The organism is Actinomycetospora sp. (assembly GCF_055612215.1).
In genome coordinates this window covers 1-2,429 of record NZ_JBVPVA010001155.1, presented here as the reverse complement: position 1 = coordinate 2,429, position 2,429 = coordinate 1, and the positions used below count along the sequence as shown (strand labels likewise).

The 2,429-nt window shown below is 41.9% G+C and carries 1 protein-coding gene; it reads right to left on the bottom strand.

Annotation, left to right across the window (positions count from 1 at the left end; all coding sequences use genetic code 11):
- Positions 1–399: 399 nt before the first annotated feature.
- Positions 400–1,722, bottom strand: coding sequence for a hypothetical protein (locus AC0CYZ_RS31190; protein ID WP_472222066.1), 1,323 nt, complete (start codon positions 1,720–1,722; stop codon positions 400–402).
- Positions 1,723–2,429: the final 707 nt, after the last annotated feature.

The following is a 2,429-nucleotide window of genomic DNA, read 5'->3' as shown; positions in this document are numbered from 1 at the left end:
TACAAGGGGATTTTTGAGTTAGACATGAACCCCTTAAGCTATTCGCTAGGCATTTTAAAAAAAATACTTTTTAAATGTGTCGCTACGCTCAAAAGTTAGACACCCTGATTTCACAGTTAGACACCCTTTTTTCCAACTCATAAAGGTAACTTTTCACTCAAAAAATACTTTTGAACACTTTTGCCTAGACAAAAAAGTTAGACACCCTGATTTCACAGTTAGACACCCTTTTTTGCAACTCATCAAGTTTTCAGTTTATTCAACAATATAATTGAACACCAATAAAATTTGATGGTAAAATGTAAGCCCTACCCAAAAACAGAAAGAACCCAAGGTTTACAACATAGACAGCGCAATTTACAAGATAGACACCACGATTTAGAAAATAGACACTACGATTTACAAGATAGACGCCCCTTTTTGCGAATTATTAATTTGAGATTTCTTTTTCTGGCCTGAGCCAGGCTTACGTGTCTTTTTGTCTTTTGAACCTTTAGGGCGTCCCCTATGCTTTTTAGGGGTTTCTATGGTAGGTGAAACGCCCAGTAACTCCGCATCTGTAAGCTTAGGGTTTAACGAGCTTTTTTCGTTTAGAAATTCCAAGCTTTTTGAACCATCAAAAAGTGCACCCAATAACAACTGCCACCAGGGAGCTACAATGTTTACTTCCTCGGGTTTTGGGGGACGCTTCCTTGTGGTAAACAATACGCACCGCGAAAGCACTCCTCCAAAATATGGAATCCGCTTTCGCCAACCGTCTTTTTCATCCAAATAAGTTTTTAAGATTGATAATGCAAGCTCTTCAACTTTTTTTGTACGAGGATATAAGCGAACTTCTATCCTACTCTTTGGCGCCCAGCTCGATTCAACTCTGGACTTGCGCTCCTCTCGCTTATTATAAAACACAACCGCCTCATTACTTTTTCTGGAGTTACCAAAGTAGACTGTATCAAGAACCAACTGTTTCCTTTTGAATTCCTTAAAAAGTTTGCTATTGCGCCCCACAGAGTCCTCTAGCCTCTCGCCGGCCAACCACCCGTAGGCAAAGGGGCGGCGCCCAAAGCTTTTATATTGACCAGTCTCTATACCGTGTGTAACATAAGGCATAATGTCGTCGCTTAGGTCAATGCATAAATCAACACGAGCAAGCTTACACACTCCGGACTCAATCCCCTTAAGAATGTTGGGAAGACAATTTTTGTCTAATTGAAGGATGCGAAGAAAGCTTGTCATGCTATGCTTTAGCTTGTAAAACTTCTGAGATTTCGAGCCTTCCTCAGAGTGATTTGCTTCCTCAGAGTGATTTGCTTCCTCGGAGTAATCTGCTTCCTCAGAGTAATATGCTTCCTCAGAGTGATTTTTATGTCGAGGAAGCCTTTCTATTAGCACAGCATCCGCCTCCAAATCGGTATAACTCCGCCCGGATCTCTCACATTCAGCAAAATGATTGATTAGTTTACTTCCCAAACCGGCTTTTACTAACGAAGTGAATAAGTGATCGCTTGCGCTGCTTAGCTCCAACAACGTGAGCGCATCGAGTTCTGGAGTGAACATCTGGCTATCTATTAGCGTCAACCGACGACGAAATTTTATATAGGTGCGAGAAAAGGATACGCTCTCCTTACCCACCTCAAGTTCTGAAAACGCATCAATTCGTGAATTCGACGAACCTATACGTTCAAAGCTGTGCTCGTCAGATAGATTATATAATGTGTTGTTCATGTGGTTTTATAGTGAATCTTTGGACCTTTTCGCGCTTTAATCAAATAGCACGTTTAACCCTACGAAATATCGCCCAGATTCAACGAAAAGTGCAAAAAGGTATCAAACCCTTCACTCCTCTTTTGAATCAAAAAAGCCCGGTTACGACACCTCTAGAAAGAAGGCCAAGCATCCAAAACGCCGTATCGCTAGGATTGGATTCCCCCGGACTCTGGGCCCCAACAAAGCTCAACGCCCCGTGGGACCAGCACAACCTTCCTTCTTACCCCTTCTTCTTCCTTCTTACCCCTTCTTATGTCTACTTCCTCCTTCTTCCTCCTTCTTCCTACCGAAAAAAGACCTCTTCCTCCTTCTTCCTACCTCTTCTTCCTCCTTAACGCTTGCTCCATCCTTCTTCCTGCTTCCTTCCCCCTTCTTTCCTCTTCCTGCTTACTGCTTCTTCTTCCTTCTTACTCCTGCTTACTTCTTTCTCCTTCCTGCTTACTGCTTCTTCCTCCTTCCTACTTCTTCCTACCCTTACTCTCTATAAACATTAGGAAACTTATATTAAGCAAAAGGCTAGTTTGTACAAGGGGATTTTTGAGTTAGACATGAACCCCTTAAGCTATTCGCTAGGCATTTTAAAAAAAATACTTTTTAAATGTGTCGCTACGCTCAAAAGTTAGACACCCTGATTTCACAGTTAGACACCCTTTTTTCCAACTCAT